The following is a 17,003-nucleotide window of genomic DNA, read 5'->3' as shown; positions in this document are numbered from 1 at the left end:
GCTATGTTACAAGTGAAACCATATGAGCCCGTTAGCTCAGATTCAGAAATTCAACATTACTTTCGCATATTGAAGCGCTACAAGTGGGGGATTTTTAGTCTAGCATTTTTACTTACGTTGTTGGCTACATTAATAACATTCACTATAACCCCTTTATACAAAGCAACGGCTACATTATTGATCGAATCTGAAAAAGCGAATGTAGTCTCTATTGAAGAAGTTTATGGTATTGACTCAGGCCGTCGAGAATACTTGTTTACACAATTTGAAATTCTAAAGTCGCGTCTTATTGCTCAGCGTGTTGTCGAAAAACTCAAATTAGCGACTCATCAAGAGTTTATAGTTGATGAAAAAGAGGGGTTTTCACCCGTTAGCTTCGTTAAACAGTTTCTTGCCATCAATGTGGGTAAGAAGCAGGCATATACCGTAGATGAGTTACATCATAAAACAATGCGAGCAGTTGTCGACGAATACTTACGCCGATTGTCAATTGCACCAGTACGAAATACTCAACTGGTAAAAATTTCGTTCGAAGCCGCTTCGCCCAAATTGTCTGCGTTAATCGTTAATACACATGCCGAAGTGTATATAGAAAGCCACTTGGAATCTCAATTAATGATGACCGAGCGCGCGTCGAGTTGGCTTAATGAACGCTTAGCCGTGTTAAAGCAAAAGCTTGATGACTCAGAAGATAACTTGCTGGCCTATCAAAACCAAGAAGAGCTGGTTGATATTGACGGTGTAAAAAGTATTGAAGCAAGAGAACTTCAAGAACTCAATCAGCAGCTATCTGTCGCGCGCCAAAAGTTGCAACAAAGTGAAAATATTTTTAATTTAATTCAACGAAATCAGGGGAGCTTAGGTTCGCTAATTGCCCTACCTGACGTATTAAACCACGCGCTGATCATCAAAGTTAGCGAAGCTGTTCAAAACAGCAAAACCAAAATCTCAGAATTAAAAGGGGTGTATGGCCCCAAACACCCAATAATGATTGCCGCACAACTTGAACTTTCTTCTGCAGAAGATAATTTAGCGAGCCAAGTTAGCTTGTTGATATCGGGCATCAGTAACGAGTACAAGAAGCTATCAGTAGACGTTCAAAATCTAGAAATTGCTATCAAAGATAAAGGAACTCATTATCGAGAGCTTTCTAGACTGGACAGCCGCCAACAAGAACTAAAACGCGAAGTAGCCAGTAATCAGCAATTGTATGACGCTTTTTTCACTCGCTTTAAAGAAACCAAAGAAGTCGGAGAGTTTGAGTCCGCCAATGCACGTATTATCGATCCAGCTATCGCTCCAATTATTCCTTTCAGCCCGAGGAAAAGGGTCATAGTGGGCGTTACCTTTATCATGAGTATTTTACTCGGTATGGGCATGGTATTTGTGTATGAATATCTCAATGATGGTATTCGATCGGTTGAAGATATCGAGCAACAGCTTAAGCAGCGTATGTTAGGCTTATTACCGAAACAGAAAAAATTGAAAAGTAATGCGCTACCTTTACGCCATTATTTCGACAAAGAGCAGCATGCTTTTTCAGAATCTATACGTACTTTGCGAACCAGCTTATTGTTAACGAATATTGATAAAAATGTGAAAGTTGTTTCGGTAACGTCATCAGTGCCTGGGGAAGGAAAAACAACCGTATCGATAAATTTGGCTTTTGCACTTGGTCAATTAGAAAAGGTACTACTAATTGATGCCGATATGCGCCGTCCATCGGTTGCTAAGCGATTCGACTTGCCAGCTTATCAAGAAGGTTTATCTAATGTTCTAAGTGGCACTCATCGAGTGGAAGAATGTGTAGTCAGAGACGAAGAATCAGGTATTGACGTACTAACAGCTGGCACATTGACAACTACTCCACAAGAGCTTCTGGCATCGCAAGCTTTAGCCGACTTTATTGAGAAAGCACAAGAGCAATACGATCGTATTGTCATTGATACAGCGCCGACGCAAGCAGTAAGCGATGCGATAATTATTACTCAGCAAGCCGACTCGTTAATCTATGTTGTTAAGGCTGATAGCACACGTCAACGTGTTATCAAGCAAGGTTTATCGAGATTGGGTGCAATGGCAGGTAGAATTGACGGTATTGTGCTTAATCAAGTTGATCTGGATAAAGCGGCTAAATATGGCGAATACCACGGCTACTATGACCAATATGGTTACAACACTGAACAAGCTCAGAAAGCATCTTAGAAGTTGTGGTTTTTTAACTAGTAGAGTTTTGTATGTATGACCTACACAGCCATGTCTTACCTGGAATTGACGATGGTGCACAATCAATAGATGATACTGTTGCTTTATTGAAAGCGGCGGTTGATGACGGTATCTCGCATCTTATCGCTACGCCTCATATTCAACTTGGTCGGTTTGACAACACCTTAAGTAATATTGCCGCTATACACCAACAAGTTATCGATCATGAACAAGTAGTGTCACTTCCTATTAAACTCGCTTTTGCTGCAGAAATTCGTATTTGTCCCGAAATTATGTTGCTTGCAAAGCAACAAGCATTACCTCTACTTGGACAGTGGCATGGGCATAGCGTTATGCTGCTTGAGTTACCACATAGCCATATACCAGCAGGAACCGAGCAGCTAATAAAATGGCTGATAAACCAAAGTATCATACCGTTAATAGCCCACCCTGAACGCAATCGAGATATTCAAGCTGATTATCAAAAGTTTAAACGGCTGGCAAAAACAGGTTGTTTGTTTCAACTTACCGCTTCTTCCATCACTGGCGACTTTGGTGAACACGCCCAATCAATTGCTGAACAAATCATAAAGGACAACAAAGCTGCAATAGTAGCCTCCGATATGCATAGTATGAAACGCAGGCCGCCAAAAATGTCGCAAGCCTATCAATCTGTTTCTAGTCTTTTTGGGGAAGAGGTCGCGAATCTATTGTTTGTTACAAATCCTCAACTAATCGCTGAGAGTATGTTTACGTGATACCAGCATGGTTTCGTAAAGCCGGTTTAGTAGTACTATCTTCACTATTGTTATTGATGGCTTGGCAAGCAATACAAATAGGTAGAGCGAACTTAAGCTACTTAGCTGCCCACAATGCCGCTGAATATTGGCGAAAAGAGAAGTTAATACCAAGCCAAGAGTCGCTTCAATCTGCGCTAATGAGTGCTCAGAAAGCTAATTCGATACACCCAAACAATCCTCATTACTTGTTAACTGAAGCATTAATTTGGGAGTGGCAAGGTATCACTTTGAATCAAATAGAAGACCTTTCAAAAGCGAAGTTATTGTATCTTGAAGCAACTCAATATCGCCCGACATGGCCAGTTACGTGGGCAACATTAGCGATTTTAAAGTGGCGGCTTAATGAATTCGACGAAGAAATGTTGTATTTCTTATATCAAGCAGAACGTTTTGGCCCTAATCGCAAAGAAGTACATGAAGCTTGGTTGGAAATTGGCTTGCATCTTTATCAACAAAAACACCAGTATACCGCTAAATTGATTAAGCCTATTCGGAAACACTTAAGAGCTATGTTAGGTAGCCATGATAAAGAGTATCATCGCTCAGCGGTGAATATCATAGAAAGGCACCAAGCGCAGCGATTGGCTTGTAGTTGGATTCAATATGATTTGAATTTAGCAGAGCAATTTAATACCTACTTTTGCAGCTAAGCATATCTCCAACTAATTCTTTAGGTAACAGTTTATAGCCCATTTTACAAAACTTGAGTGTAACCTACGCTTAAATAGGTAAATTGCTATCAATGTAGTGAGAAATACAGCTCATTTTTATTGGTTAAGTGTTAGGCTCTCAAAACTATTGTTGTTTACTTCTTTTATATTTAGATACCTGAAAATAGCTGATTTAGATACCTCCCGTTCTAATTTTGTCCAATAAACACATTGTTTGTGTGTAAATTGAACTAATAAATGAAAATATCAAAAAACTTTCAAAAAGGTGTTGACGCCCAGCTAAAAATCTCTAAAATGCGCATCCACTTCCACGGGACAGCCCAACGAAGTGTTTTGATAAGTTTAGTTAGCAAGTTTGCTAAATAAACGGGTCAGATAACATAGAAAAATGAATTGAAGATTTTTTCAAAAAGTTGTTGACATCAAAACTAGGAGGCGTAAAATGCGCATCCGCTCTCAACGAGAGAGCAACCACAAAACACGAGTGCGATGTTTTGTTTGAATCGCAAGATTCAGTTCTTTAACAATTAGTTATCATGCAATTTGTGTGAGCATTCACATGATGTTGATATTTACAAATATAGCTAAGCTTGTCTTAGCAAAAATTAACTCAGTGAACTCATGCAAGAACTACTTTTATATAAGTTTTATTTGTACAGAATTCATTGAGCCGAGACTGATGTCTCACAAACGATTTTAATTGAAGAGTTTGATCATGGCTCAGATTGAACGCTGGCGGCAGGCTTAACACATGCAAGTCGAGCGGAAACGAAGAGGAGCTTGCTCCTTTGGCGTCGAGCGGCGGACGGGTGAGTAATGCTTGGGAATATGCCTTTTGGTGGGGGACAACAGTTGGAAACGACTGCTAATACCGCATAATGTTTACGGACCAAAGCGGGGGACCTTCGGGCCTCGTGCCAAAAGATTAGCCCAAGTGAGATTAGCTAGTTGGTGGGGTAAAGGCCTACCAAGGCGACGATCTCTAGCTGGTTTGAGAGGATGATCAGCCACACTGGGACTGAGACACGGCCCAGACTCCTACGGGAGGCAGCAGTGGGGAATATTGCACAATGGGGGAAACCCTGATGCAGCCATGCCGCGTGTGTGAAGAAGGCCTTCGGGTTGTAAAGCACTTTCAGTCGTGAGGAAAGGTTAGTAGGTAATATCTGCTAGCTGTGACGTTAGCGACAGAAGAAGCACCGGCTAACTCCGTGCCAGCAGCCGCGGTAATACGGAGGGTGCGAGCGTTAATCGGAATTACTGGGCGTAAAGCGTGCGTAGGCGGTTTGATAAGCCAGATGTGAAATCCCGGGGCTTAACCTCGGAACTGCATTTGGAACTGTTTGACTAGAGTACTGTAGAGGGTGGTGGAATTTCCAGTGTAGCGGTGAAATGCGTAGAGATTGGAAGGAACATCAGTGGCGAAGGCGGCCACCTGGACAGATACTGACGCTGAGGCACGAAAGCGTGGGGAGCGAACAGGATTAGATACCCTGGTAGTCCACGCCGTAAACGATGTCAACTAGCTGTTTGTGTTCTTGAAACGTGAGTAGCGTAGCTAACGCGCTAAGTTGACCGCCTGGGGAGTACGGCCGCAAGGTTAAAACTCAAATGAATTGACGGGGGCCCGCACAAGCGGTGGAGCATGTGGTTTAATTCGATGCAACGCGAAGAACCTTACCATCCCTTGACATCCAGAGAATTTTCTAGAGATAGATTAGTGCCTTCGGGAACTCTGAGACAGGTGCTGCATGGCTGTCGTCAGCTCGTGTTGTGAAATGTTGGGTTAAGTCCCGCAACGAGCGCAACCCCTATCCTTATTTGCCAGCGAGTAATGTCGGGAACTCTAAGGAGACTGCCGGTGATAAACCGGAGGAAGGTGGGGACGACGTCAAGTCATCATGGCCCTTACGGGATGGGCTACACACGTGCTACAATGGCGTATACAGAGGGCAGCAAGACCGCGAGGTGGAGCGAATCCCAGAAAGTACGTCGTAGTCCGGATTGGAGTCTGCAACTCGACTCCATGAAGTCGGAATCGCTAGTAATCGCGAATCAGAATGTCGCGGTGAATACGTTCCCGGGCCTTGTACACACCGCCCGTCACACCATGGGAGTGGGTTGCAAAAGAAGTGGCTAGTTTAACCTTCGGGAGGACGGTCACCACTTTGTGATTCATGACTGGGGTGAAGTCGTAACAAGGTAACCCTAGGGGAACCTGGGGTTGGATCACCTCCTTATCTTGAAGTAAAACGCTTCATGTTGAGTGTTCACACACATTGCATTGATAACAAACGTAAGAAGAAGTCCTAACATGTAAGCTTCGGACGCCTCTTAATTGAGATAATAGGTCTGTAGCTCAGCTGGTTAGAGCGCACCCCTGATAAGGGTGAGGTCGGCAGTTCAAGTCTGCCCAGACCTACCAAATTCTTTGCTACTCAGCGTTGATTGTTACCTCGTTTAGCGAACTAAACGTCGGCATCAACCGCCTTGATTAGCTTGAATTGAAGCTTGACCAACATGTACCCACTCTTTATTGAGAAAATAAAGGGGCTATAGCTCAGCTGGGAGAGCGCCTGCCTTGCACGCAGGAGGTCAGCAGTTCGATCCTGCTTAGCTCCACCACTTCTTCGCATAAGAATGAGAAACCAAATTAAAGGTATCTAGATGATATTTTCAATTTGGTTTTTTTAACCACAAATGAGCCGAATGTGCGCTGATTTGAAGTTCTTTAACAATTTGGAAAGCTGATATATATCCCGAGATAGTTATTATTTACTAATGATTATCTCGAATGATGATTACAGTGTCGCGCTGTAAACATCAAACCTGATAAATGATTTTTCCTTATCATTTATCAATCTAATTCAAGCATACTCCATTACTGTTCTTTTTAAGAATGGATAATGAGTACGTGAAAATGTCAGTCATACATTAGCATCAAGATTTGTCTCTTGATGACTTAAATACGAAAACTATTTGGGGTTGTATGGTTAAGTGACTAAGCGTATATGGTGGATGCCTTGGCAGTTAGAGGCGATGAAAGACGTGTTAATCTGCGATAAGCCTAGGTAAGGTGATAAAAACCGTTATAACCTAGGATTTCTGAATGGGGAAACCCACTTGCATAAGCAAGTATCATTAAGTGAATACATAGCTTAATGAGGCGAACCGGGAGAACTGAAACATCTAAGTACCCCGAGGAAAAGAAATCAACCGAGATTTCCTTAGTAGCGGCGAGCGAACGGGAATTAGCCCTTAAGCTTATGGGCGTTAGTGGAACAAGCTGGAAAGCTTGGCGATACAGGGTGATAGCCCCGTACACGAAGACAAACATAAGTGAAATCGAGTAGGTCGGCACACGTGAAATGTTGACTGAACATGGGGGGACCATCCTCCAAGGCTAAATACTCCTAACTGACCGATAGTGAACCAGTACCGTGAGGGAAAGGCGAAAAGAACCCCTGTGAGGGGAGTGAAATAGAACCTGAAACCGTATACGTACAAGCAGTGGAAGCCTTCGGGTGACTGCGTACCTTTTGTATAATGGGTCAGCGACTTATATTCTGTAGCAAGGTTAACCGATTAGGGGAGCCGTAGCGAAAGCGAGTGTTAACTGCGCGTTTAGTTGCAGGGTATAGACCCGAAACCCGGCGATCTACCCATGGGCAGGTTGAAGGTTGGGTAACACCAACTGGAGGACCGAACACACGTATGTTGAAAAATGCGGTGATGACCTGTGGGTCGGAGTGAAAGGCTAATCAAGCCGGGAGATAGCTGGTTCTCCCCGAAATCTATTTAGGTAGAGCCTCGGACGAATACCATTGGGGGTAGAGCACTGTTAAGGCTAGGGGGTCATCCCGACTTACCAACCCTTTGCAAACTCCGAATACCAATGAGTACTATCCGGGAGACACACTATGGGTGCTAACGTCCGTAGTGAAGAGGGAAACAACCCAGACCGCCAGCTAAGGTCCCAAAGTCATAGTTAAGTGGGAAACGATGTGGAAAGGCATAGACAGCTAGGAGGTTGGCTTAGAAGCAGCCATCCTTTAAAGAAAGCGTAATAGCTCACTAGTCGAGTCGGTCTGCGCGGAAGATGTAACGGGGCTAAACTATGCACCGAAGCTGCGGATTCAAAATTTATTTTGAGTGGTAGGGGAGCGTTCTGTAAGCCGTTGAAGGTGTGTTGAGAAGCATGCTGGAGGTATCAGAAGTGCGAATGCTGACATGAGTAACGATAAAGGGGGTGAAAAACCCCCTCGCCGAAAGACCAAGGTTTCCTGTCCCATGTTAATCAGGGCAGGGTAAGTCGGCCCCTAAGGCGAGACCGAGAGGTGTAGTCGATGGGAAACAGATTAATATTTCTGTACTTCTTTATATTGCGATGGAGGGACGGAGAAGGCTAAGCAAGCATGGCGTTGGTTGTCCATGTGAAAGTATGTAGGCTGAGAACTTAGGCAAATCCGGGTTCTTAAGGCTGAGATACGAGACGAGACTCTACGGAGTTGAAGTTGTTGATGCCCTGCTTCCAGGAAAAGCTTCTAAGCATAGATATAAAGGAACCGTACCCCAAACCGACACAGGTGGTTAGGTAGAGAATACTAAGGCGCTTGAGAGAACTCGGGTGAAGGAACTAGGCAAAATAGTACCGTAACTTCGGGAGAAGGTACGCCGGCTCTGGTGATGGGACTTGCTCCCTAAGCTGAGGTCGGTCGAAGTAACCAGGTGGCTGGAACTGTTTATTAAAAACACAGCACTGTGCAAAATCGAAAGATGACGTATACGGTGTGACGCCTGCCCGGTGCCGGAAGGTTAATTGATTGGGTTAGCTCTGCGAAGCTCATGATCGAAGCCCCGGTAAACGGCGGCCGTAACTATAACGGTCCTAAGGTAGCGAAATTCCTTGTCGGGTAAGTTCCGACCTGCACGAATGGCGTAATCATGGCCACACTGTCTCCACCCGAGACTCAGTGAAATTGAAATTGCGGTTAAGATGCCGTATACCCGCGGCTAGACGGAAAGACCCCGTGAACCTTTACTATAGCTTGACAGTGAACATTGCTCCTACATGTGTAGGATAGGTGGGAGGCTTTGAAACTTGCACGCCAGTGTGAGTGGAGCCAACCTTGAAATACCACCCTTGTATGCGTGATGTTCTAACCTAGGCCGATTATCTCGGTTGGGGACACTGTCTGGTGGGTAGTTTGACTGGGGCGGTCTCCTCCCAAAGCGTAACGGAGGAGCACGAAGGTTGGCTAAGTACGGTCGGACATCGTACGGTTAGTGCAATGGCATAAGCCAGCTTAACTGCGAGACAGACACGTCGAGCAGGTGCGAAAGCAGGTCATAGTGATCCGGTGGTTCTGTATGGAAGGGCCATCGCTCAACGGATAAAAGGTACTCCGGGGATAACAGGCTGATACCGCCCAAGAGTTCATATCGACGGCGGTGTTTGGCACCTCGATGTCGGCTCATCACATCCTGGGGCTGAAGTCGGTCCCAAGGGTATGGCTGTTCGCCATTTAAAGTGGTACGCGAGCTGGGTTTAGAACGTCGTGAGACAGTTCGGTCCCTATCTGCCGTGGGCGTTTGAGAATTGAAGAGGGCTGCTCCTAGTACGAGAGGACCGGAGTGGACGAACCTCTGGTGTTCCGGTTGTTTCGCCAGAAGCATTGCCGGGTAGCTACGTTCGGAACTGATAACCGCTGAAAGCATCTAAGCGGGAAGCAGGCTTTGAGATGAGTTCTCACTGGGACTTTAAGTCCCCTGAAGGGTCGTTGGAGACTACGACGTTGATAGGTCAGGTGTGTAAGGGTTGCGAGGCCTTGAGCTAACTGATACTAATTGCCCGTGAGGCTTAACCATACAACACCCAAATGGTTTTGTAAGACTGACAGAATAAAGAAAATCACGTACTAACGTGTGCTGAATAACGATATATATTAATTTCCAAATTGTAACTTTTTTCGCCTAGCGACAATAGCGTTGTAGAACCACCTGACCCCATGCCGAACTCAGAAGTGAAATGCAACTGCGCCGATGGTAGTGTGGGAGGTCCCATGTGAGAGTAGGTCATCGCTAGGCACTTAATTAAGAAAAACCCGTAGCTAACGCTACGGGTTTTTTGCATCTATGGCCTTTAAAAATTTTACTGCAGCATTGCTTAGTGATATTAACCTTTCATTACTACCTGATCCTTCTACAACAGCTCCTAACGTTGTCTTAATCTCTAGCATCCATGATCTTGTGGCATTAGTGCTTCCTAGCTCTTCAAATGCAACTAATGTTTATGGTTTCTGGGAAGTTAATAAAGACAAATATGTTGTAGAAGCTTTTAAACGTAACTAACGCTCAAGGCCTTTTAAAATTAGCATAATAACTCTTTTGGTGTAATGAACTTTAATACTATTTACTTCAAAAATACCGCTTTCTAGTTTTAACTTTCTACTTATTTGAGTTCAGTAAATAAATGGTGGTGTTAATGACATAAAGTAACTAATTGGTTGGCATAGATTTAGGGGAGCTGAATACTGCTTATATCCTATTAGAATCTTCACAAATTTAGCATCAATTTAGTTTTTCATCTTCAAAAGCTTGATTAAGGGAGGGGGCAATTGAGTCGAAGGTAGGGCATTAGGCACTTGAAATTATCCGTATATATTAGTGTCCCTTTTATGTGCGATTTAAGGTTCTTAGTTCTGGATATAATAAGTGGATTCAACGTTTTTAAACTTGTTACTGAAACAAGTAAACAGAAGAAATGTTGGTGTTAATGCAACTTAATAGTTATGAGGTAAAATGGTGGCCCCTCCCAGACTTGAACTGGGGACCTACCGATTATGAGTCGGGTGCTCTAACCAACTGAGCTAAAGGGCCATTTTTTAACTTGCTTGGTGACTTAGAGTAAAGTCTCCGAAATAAGCGGGGGCAGTATAAGCATTTTTACTTTTATTGTCACCCGCGCGATAACAAAAAATTAGTGGATAGCATTCAATAGCTTAATTCTTGTTCGTTTTGTTGGCGGTCACCCTTTCTGAAAGGGTTTAACTTTGGCAATCGCTTTTGAATAAAGTGTTAACTATTTGCCATTAGATCTTTGTTCTCATGTACAGTCATTTGTGCTGATTGGTGCTCAGCGATTGGGAATTTCAGTTCAAAGCGCGTTCCTTTACCTATTTCCGATTGCACTGTTATTTTCCCTCTGTGATGTTCGATAATGGCATAGGATACTGATAAGCCAAGCCCAGTCCCTTTTCCTTCTGGTTTTGTTGTGTAAAAGGGTTCAAACAGTTTCTTTTGGGTTGTTTTATCCATGCCGCAACCATTGTCAGTGACGCTGACGTTCACCGTATCTTGAAACCAAGAGCGAACGGTAATTTTGCCGCTATCTTCTATTGCGTGCAGTGCATTGACGATTAAGTTAATAAACACCTGTTGAAGCTCGCCTTTGTGTCCCATTATCTCTGGTAAATTTTCGTCGAGTTCAACCACCATTTCACACGTGTGTTTAATATTGTTCCAAGTGATTTTAATGCTTTCCTGTAGCACTTGATTGAGAGAGACCTTAGCGATTTTAGTGCTGTCTTCTTTGCGAGCAAATGAGTTTAGGCTACTGACAATTTCGGCAACGCGGTCAACACCATCCAAACATGAGCTAATGAGCTCTGCTACGTCTTGCTCTGCGAAGTCTAATTCATCGTCTACTGCAATATGTGGCCTCGCTTCGTTAATCGCTTTTTTAAATAATGTAATGTAGTCGCTTAGCACCGATAGGTTGCTTTTCACGTAACCTATTGGGTTATTTATCTCATGCGCGATACCTGCTGCAAGTTGGCCAATAGAAGCCATTTTTTCACTGTGGATCAGTTGGTGCTGCACTGAACTCAGTTTATGAACGGCACGTTGTAAGCGTTGATAGTTCTTGGCGAGCTTCTCTTCTGTTGCACGTTTTTGTATTGCGGAAACAAATTGCTGACCGGCAGTATCTAACGTTTGCTTTACCTCTTTGCTGTAGCAATAGTGCGGTAGGTCGATAACTACCAAGTTTTTACGTTGTTTAAGTCGTTGGTAACTGAAAACCAATTGGTTTTCATGGTGAAATAAGTCGTGCAAGCTTGGCTCTAAGGAGGAATTTTCAGCAATTCTTTGCCAATGGCTACTACCCGCTTCTGTAGATTCTAGCTCTTCAGTAGTTTGTAAAGAATTTGCAGCTTGATTAAGTAAAGCTGTGATATCTATTCTATTGCTATACGGTTTGACGAGTTTATTGCTGTCTTTCTCTAATAAATAGGCAATGGCACGCTTTGGATTTTTATAGTCGAACAAGAGTACCGTTGCCCCTTCGAGTAGCAATGATATTTCCTTTAAGAAATTCACCAACATTTCTGCGGTTGAGCCTGAACTGGCATGATGGTTGGCAAGGTTCGATAGTACCTTTAGCTGTACTTGACGGTTATTAGCTTGCTCAAGCGCACTGATCAGTTCACGGTATGAGTCATACCTGTGCTGGTCCACGTTATCAAGTTTCGCCTCCAGTGCTTTTTTGGCGCTTCTTTCGTCTTTTAAGGCTTTTTCTAACAGTGAAACTTGTTTGTTTAGTTGGGCTAGCTTGGCTGCACTGTGGTCACTTTCATTAGGCAATGCTTGTCTCCTTGATGCGTGCAGCTTAAGTGCTCGATGGTTACTTTCTGATTGAAATGTTTGGCGGCGCCATAAATTAGCCCTTCAGCTAGAAAGCAAACCTGGCGATGAGAGGTGTACTTAATCAACAGTTCACTGTTGGAAACCGTATCGAGAATTAGTGAGGGGGTATAAGCGAGCGGGTCGGCTTTTTTCACTTCGATATGAATAACATTTTCAACGTGATCAAGAAACTCAAATACGTTAGTGCATTCACCAATATGATGTTTAGCGCTGCCTAGCAAGGTAGGAAACAAAAACTCGCCAAACTCGGTAAGAATGTCGCTAAGCGAAACATTGAGTAACTCAGCACTGATGGTGAGCAGCTCAACAAATATTTTATCTTCATAAATATCTGTTGCGATAAAGCTGCTGGACTCAGCTAACTCACTTTTATCAACGATATCTAACCAAGTAAGCAGACCGTGCGCTTGTTCAATATACTCGCTGTAACCACAGAAAATAGCTCCTTTCATCAAACGACTCCATTTCGCTTTCACATTAGCTCTGAGTTTAGTCTTTGTTTTTCAATCTGTTAACTTTTTTTGCTAAGTTTTTTGCGATGTTCTTTGTCAAGTTACCTTTGACTTTCCTCTCAAGTAAGACAAATGCTAAACCAAGCTTAATTACTAAATGTCATTCCTATCGCAAAGCCTTGTGTGCCTAACCATTCCTTAAGTATTTATCGCACTGTAGATGCTATTCGTCTTGCGTTGCATTTTGCGACATGCGCTTTGCAAAGCTCCTCGTTAAACTTTTAATGCATTGAATAATAAAGATAAAGTCACATGGAATGTAATTTGCTCCTGTAGCGATAACACATTGTAGAAGGGGTTAACTATGTTCAGAACAAGTTTGTCAAAGTATGGTTTGATACTGGGAACATTAATCATGAGTACCAGTTTATTGAGCGCTCCTGCAAAGGCAGATGCCTTTGCAACTTGTCCTTCAAAGGCATTTCTTGTGCAGCAAAGTGTTGCCAAGCTTTATGGGGTTAACTTAGTGACTGGCCAGTACTCGTTGTTGTCTGATGATTTAGGCACCAATAATAAAATCAACGGTGTCGGTTTTAGCTTTCACGATAATTATATCTATGGTTGGGGCTATGAGTGGGGCACTTTAGTGCGCATCGGTGATGACTACCAAGCAACGCCAATCAATATAACAAATAACCCCGGTGGGAATTTTTACGTTGGCGATGTCGCGCTAAGTGAAAACAGTTACTTTTTCTATAAAAAAGGTAGCGGCTTGTACAAGGTTCCACTAGATGAACAAGATGCTAATTACCTAGCTGCAGAGAAAGTAGCGAGTGCCAATGCATTGCCGCTAACCATTTTCGATTTAGCCTTTCATCCAAACAACTCTTTTGCTTATTCGGTCGATAACAAAGGTAGACTACACAAAATTGATGTTGCTTCTGGCACCAGTGAACAATTGGGTAATGTTGGGCAGTCAGGCACGTTTGGCGCTGTTTACTTTGATGTTGATGGAAACTTTTATATTAGCCGCAACAGTGATGGCCACATCTTTATTATTGATGTTGATGCTGCTGCCCCTCAAGCAGAGTTGTTTGCTTATGGTCCAAGCTCATCAAACAATGATGGTGCGCGCTGTGCAACAGCGCCAATTGTTGATGATTCAGTCGCTCCAACTGTCGATTACGGTGATGCGCCAGATAGCTATCGCACCTTGCTTGCCAGCAATGGTGCTCGTCACAGCATTGGCGACAACTTTTTAGGCACTCGTGTTGATGGCGAACACAATGCCCACTTGTATCCAGCAAGTGATGATGCCACAGGTAGTAATGACGACGACGGCGTGGTGTTTATTACACCGCTAATTGGCGGCATGAGTGGCTTGTTGCAAGTAACGGCCTTTGGTGGTGGCTACGTTAATATATGGGTCGATTTTGATCAAGACGGTACCTTTGCCGAAAACGAAAAGCTAGTTACCGATCACTACCTTTACGACAGCAGCGAAATCTTTTTAGTCGAAGCTCCTTTTGAGGCTGTGCCAGGATACACATGGGCGCGTGCTCGCTTAAGTGTTGAGCCGGGAATTGTCGCCTACGGCGGTGTTACCGACGGTGAGGTAGAAGACTACCGCGTATACGTGACGAATCCTAACTTAAGTCAAATTAAGCACAACACTTACTTCATTGCTTTTGAAGACAACTGGCCGGAAATGGGTGACTACGACATGAACGATGTTGTGGTTAAACAAGACTCGTCGTTGCTAGTCAGTGGTACCAATGAAGTGCACCAACTTGAGATAACTGGTGAAATGATGGCGTACGGTGCGGCGTACGCGAATGGCTTTGCAATTCAAATTGATAATGTCGCGCCAAGTACCGTAAACCAAGCACTAGTGCGCTTTGAAATCAACGGTGTAGCGCAAACCACATCACTGGTTGAAACAGGTACGGATTCGTTAGTGCTGATGATATCTGACAATCTAAGTGATTATTTCAGCGCTCGCTCGGGCTGTAGTTTCTACAAAACGCAGTCAGGTTGTAACAATAGCGAGCAAATGAAGTTCAGCTTGCAAGTTCCTTTTATTACGCCAATTGCCTATGTGACCTTTCCGCAAGCGCCATTTAATCCCTTTGTGTTTGCTAAACCTGCTACTTACCACGGTGATTCGTTTTATCACCCAGGTCGCAGCATGGAAATTCACCTGAAAAACAAAATGCCAACCTCAAAAATGGATACTGGTTACTTTGGCTTAGCCTCAGATCGCAGTAACCTTGCCACAGGCCACACTTTTCAAACAGAAACAGGTCTGCCTTGGGCATTGGCGATTAACCCAGGTTCTTCACAAAATTGGCGCCATCCGTTGGAAAAAGTCGACTTGTTAGAGGCATATCCAATGTTTAGAGACTACGTAACGAGCAGTGGCGCATCATCGAGTGACTGGTACCTAGAAAGCAAAGCCAAGTCTGCAAATATCTACAAATAATGGTGCCTATCAATAGCAGTGCATACAAATACCTGCACTTACCAATACCTGCACTTATCAATACCTGTACTTATCAATACCAATACAGGTGAATCGTATTAAAGAAAAATTGGGGTAGATTATGAATATACAAAATAATTTAGCTAAGCCAAATCAAACGATTAAACCTAACCAAGCTTTTATGACAAACCAAGCCTTCTTCCCAAATCAATTGGGCAAGCTGGTGTTAGCTGCTCTGTTTTCAGCAGCGCTAACGGCATGCGGTGGTGGTGAAGGCGGCGAGAGTACTAACTCGCCAGTTCCGGCAACTACGCCGCCTGCGCCAGCGACACCGAGCGACAATAATACCAGTAGCGATGCTAGTAACGAGCAAACTGAGGCAGAAGCTGCTAATGAAGCGGCAGACACAACAGCGGAGCTAGTGAGTACGCCTGATTTTGATTTTGCAGGTAGTTTTGAGCTTGATGTTACCATTGCTGCTGCCCCTGCTGGCAGTACGCAGTATTACGTTAACATTTGCAGCGACTTTGAGCAGATAGAGGCAAAAGAAGGTGCTCCAGCGAGTTGGCAAGTCAACTATGACAGCTGCTTATTGCGTACCTTTATTACCGGACAAGCGCAAGTGTTCACCTTATCGTTAAGTGAGGCGCAAAGTGAATTAATCGCCCAAGTATGGCCGATGGAAAATGGCGCGATACCGACGGATTTGTTCTGGCAAAAACAATCACAAAGTAGTGAGTGGTTAATTACTCTTTAACAGATACGCTAAATCACAGCCTCGTCGCGGCTATTTTGTTAACCATAAGATTAGGTCTACAGTTGACGCTTAGACCTAATCTTCTTAGCTACAACCATTTCAACAGCGTTAAGCTGACGCTGAATAAATTTCACTCGGCTAAAAGTAAACAGCCTAGGCTCAATTCAAATTAACTGACGTTTACCATTTTTAAAGGAACGTTATTTTCAGAATGTGCGTCGTACTCTGCTGTTAGTGAAGACGCATTGCAAAATGCAAAATGCACTTGGTTTTTAATTCTTACAATAATCGTGAATTCTTATTGAAAATTTATTAAAGCTAATAAAAACAACTGTTTGGTGTTTTTTTAACTGCTTGGTACGCAACTTGAAATACTAATGCTAACCACTGGGGAAATAGCTTTTCCTCGTTAAATTGGAGTTAAAGGTTAGCAAGATGCAAGCAGTAAAAAGAATGACTTTAATCGCTATCGCAATGTGTGCCCAATTGGGGCTATCGGGCTGTGCATCTACTTTATTAATCAGTGCGCTAAAGGAAGAAAAAACGACAGCTAACCAAGCGCCTGCAGTGAATCATCAAATGTTGCATGCCATTCAATCACTGCGCGCATTGCAATCGAATCAACCATCAGAGCAATCATCAGATCAAGCGGCGCGCAAGAGTGAGCTTATCACCTTTGATTATGGCTTACGTGACGCAGAGTTGAATGTGGTTGACCGCTTAAAACTGATGCAGCTTTTAAATGGAAAGCAACAGCTAACCGTGAGTATTGCGCCAGCTAAAGCCAATTCTTTATGGCAGCAGCTATCGCTTACCCACAAACGCGTTGCAGCATTACAAGCCATCGCAGCACAGCGCAATACAAAGCTTGTCATCGCTTTTCAGCCATCGCTAGCTGATGACACCTTACAGATAAAGGTGGAGGTGTAA

At 43.6% G+C, this 17,003-nt stretch carries 9 protein-coding genes, 3 tRNA genes and 3 rRNA genes; 12 read left to right on the top strand and 3 right to left on the bottom strand.

The window, feature by feature from the left end:
- Positions 1-3 precede the first annotated feature (3 nt).
- The 9 genes from DXX92_RS15200 (at position 4) to DXX92_RS15160 (ending at position 10,027) form a co-directional block, all read left to right on the top strand.
- On the top strand, positions 4-2,205 hold the full coding sequence (locus DXX92_RS15200; RefSeq protein ID WP_116001218.1) for a GumC family protein: 2,202 nt from the start codon (positions 4-6) through the stop codon (positions 2,203-2,205).
- A gap of 32 nt (positions 2,206-2,237) precedes the next feature.
- Positions 2,238-2,963 carry a tyrosine-protein phosphatase gene (locus DXX92_RS15195; protein WP_116001217.1) on the top strand — a complete coding sequence of 242 codons (726 nt, stop codon included), beginning with the start codon at positions 2,238-2,240 and terminating at the stop codon, positions 2,961-2,963.
- A complete protein-coding gene (locus DXX92_RS15190; protein ID WP_116001216.1) occupies positions 2,960-3,655 on the top strand; it encodes a VpsP family polysaccharide biosynthesis protein in 696 nt (231 codons plus the stop codon). Before DXX92_RS15195 ends, DXX92_RS15190 begins: the two co-directional genes overlap by 4 nt.
- Positions 3,656-4,373: 718 nt before the next feature.
- A 16S ribosomal RNA gene (locus DXX92_RS15185) occupies positions 4,374-5,916 on the top strand.
- A gap of 108 nt (positions 5,917-6,024) precedes the next feature.
- Positions 6,025-6,101, top strand: a tRNA-Ile gene (locus DXX92_RS15180).
- Positions 6,102-6,225: 124 nt separating this feature from the next.
- A tRNA-Ala gene (locus tag DXX92_RS15175) sits at positions 6,226-6,301 on the top strand.
- A 366-nt stretch (positions 6,302-6,667) separates the two neighbouring features.
- Positions 6,668-9,544: ribosomal RNA gene (locus DXX92_RS15170) — 23S ribosomal RNA — on the top strand.
- A 104-nt stretch (positions 9,545-9,648) separates the two neighbouring features.
- Positions 9,649-9,763, top strand: a 5S ribosomal RNA gene (rrf, locus tag DXX92_RS15165).
- The 16S, 23S and 5S rRNA genes sit together here with 2 tRNA genes alongside, the layout of an rRNA operon.
- Before the next feature lie 48 nt (positions 9,764-9,811).
- A complete protein-coding gene (locus tag DXX92_RS15160; protein ID WP_116001215.1) occupies positions 9,812-10,027 on the top strand; it encodes a hypothetical protein in 216 nt (71 codons plus the stop codon).
- Positions 10,028-10,478: 451 nt separating this feature from the next.
- On the opposite strand, the gene DXX92_RS15155 is transcribed toward DXX92_RS15160, so the two are convergent.
- The 3 genes from DXX92_RS15155 to DXX92_RS15145 form a co-directional block, all read right to left on the bottom strand.
- Positions 10,479-10,555: transfer RNA gene (locus tag DXX92_RS15155), tRNA-Ile, on the bottom strand.
- Between the two features lie 198 nt (positions 10,556-10,753).
- Positions 10,754-12,319 (bottom strand): sensor histidine kinase, encoded by a 1,566-nt coding sequence (locus DXX92_RS15150; RefSeq protein WP_116001214.1) that lies wholly within the window; start codon positions 12,317-12,319, stop codon positions 10,754-10,756.
- Entirely contained in the window at positions 12,283-12,834 is a 552-nt protein-coding gene (locus tag DXX92_RS15145; protein WP_116001213.1) for a heme NO-binding domain-containing protein, read from the bottom strand. The genes DXX92_RS15150 and DXX92_RS15145 overlap by 37 nt, the downstream gene beginning before the upstream one ends.
- 415 nt (positions 12,835-13,249) lie before the next feature.
- On the opposite strand from DXX92_RS15145, the gene DXX92_RS15140 reads away from it, so the two are divergent.
- From DXX92_RS15140 to DXX92_RS15130, 3 genes are all read left to right on the top strand, one after another.
- Complete coding sequence (locus tag DXX92_RS15140) at positions 13,250-15,316, top strand: LruC domain-containing protein (protein WP_181901764.1); 2,067 nt, start codon at positions 13,250-13,252, stop codon at positions 15,314-15,316.
- 121 nt (positions 15,317-15,437) lie between these two features.
- The gene (locus DXX92_RS15135; protein ID WP_116001211.1) at positions 15,438-16,073 is read left to right on the top strand and encodes a hypothetical protein; all 636 of its coding nucleotides are present in this window, start codon (positions 15,438-15,440) and stop codon (positions 16,071-16,073) included.
- Positions 16,074-16,526: 453 nt separating this feature from the next.
- Positions 16,527-17,003, top strand: a complete 477-nt coding sequence (locus tag DXX92_RS15130; RefSeq protein WP_181901763.1) for a hypothetical protein — start codon at positions 16,527-16,529, stop codon at positions 17,001-17,003.

It is taken from the genome of Thalassotalea euphylliae (assembly GCF_003390395.1).
Lineage (GTDB): Bacteria > Pseudomonadota > Gammaproteobacteria > Enterobacterales > Alteromonadaceae > Thalassotalea_F > Thalassotalea_F euphylliae_C.
Note: the sequence above shows the minus strand (reverse complement) of the source record. Positions and strands in the feature narration are given on the sequence as shown.

What these genes read in the sequence shown, in the direction of transcription:
- DXX92_RS15195 (WP_116001217.1), top strand. Translation starts at nt 2,238, where the DNA reads ATGTATGACCTACACAGCCATGTCTTACCTGGAATTGACGATGGTGCA.
- DXX92_RS15145 (WP_116001213.1), bottom strand. Translation starts at nt 12,834, where the DNA reads ATGAAAGGAGCTATTTTCTGTGGTTACAGCGAGTATATTGAACAAGCG.
- DXX92_RS15160 (WP_116001215.1), top strand. Translation starts at nt 9,812, where the DNA reads ATGGCCTTTAAAAATTTTACTGCAGCATTGCTTAGTGATATTAACCTT.
- DXX92_RS15130 (WP_181901763.1), top strand. Translation starts at nt 16,527, where the DNA reads ATGACTTTAATCGCTATCGCAATGTGTGCCCAATTGGGGCTATCGGGC.
- DXX92_RS15140 (WP_181901764.1), top strand. Translation starts at nt 13,250, where the DNA reads ATGAGTACCAGTTTATTGAGCGCTCCTGCAAAGGCAGATGCCTTTGCA.
- DXX92_RS15135 (WP_116001211.1), top strand. Translation starts at nt 15,438, where the DNA reads ATGAATATACAAAATAATTTAGCTAAGCCAAATCAAACGATTAAACCT.
- DXX92_RS15200 (WP_116001218.1), top strand. Translation starts at nt 4, where the DNA reads ATGTTACAAGTGAAACCATATGAGCCCGTTAGCTCAGATTCAGAAATT.